At 57.7% G+C, this 452-nt stretch carries 1 protein-coding gene; it reads right to left on the bottom strand.

Features of this window, described 5'->3' with window-relative positions; genetic code table 11:
- Positions 1-114: 114 nt before the first annotated feature.
- Positions 115-452 (bottom strand): hypothetical protein (locus tag EII11_RS10640; protein ID WP_205649297.1); only part of this gene is annotated, 338 nt, incomplete at its 5' end.

The raw sequence follows: 452 nt of genomic DNA, 5'->3' as shown, positions 1-452 counted from the left end.
CCACCTGGCGTAATTCTCTTTCAAGGGCGGTGTTTGCCCCACGCGCGTGCTCAACAAAAGCACGCAAAGCCTCAGGACGGGCACCGACCTTCCCGCCCCCGTTATGACGGCCCGCTACACGGGAACGAATACGGGGAGAAAAACCGCCTCAATCTGAGGCGGTGAATAAGGCAGGTCTGCAAAGGGAGCCCACTGGTCCACCCAGTGGTTAAACACTCCTTCCTCTTCTTGGCGCAGGCTGTCCTGATAGGCCTGTTCTAGGCGGGCTTCCTCACGCTGGGCAGCAGCAATCACGTCGTGTACTTGCTCTGCGACCTCGTCCAACGCTCGCGCCAATCCCACACGGTCTTCTGACTCTAACCGGCAAGCATCAGCAAACAGTAACGCGTAGGCCCCATGAAAATCCTCTAAAGCAACTTCAACACTATTCCTACGCCCCCACCCTTGAGCAC

Source organism: Schaalia canis, from assembly GCF_003858455.1.
GTDB classification, from domain to species: Bacteria; Actinomycetota; Actinomycetes; order Actinomycetales; family Actinomycetaceae; genus Pauljensenia; species Pauljensenia canis.
The sequence above is the reverse complement of the archived record's forward strand: the minus strand, read 5'-3'. Positions and strand labels throughout refer to the sequence as shown.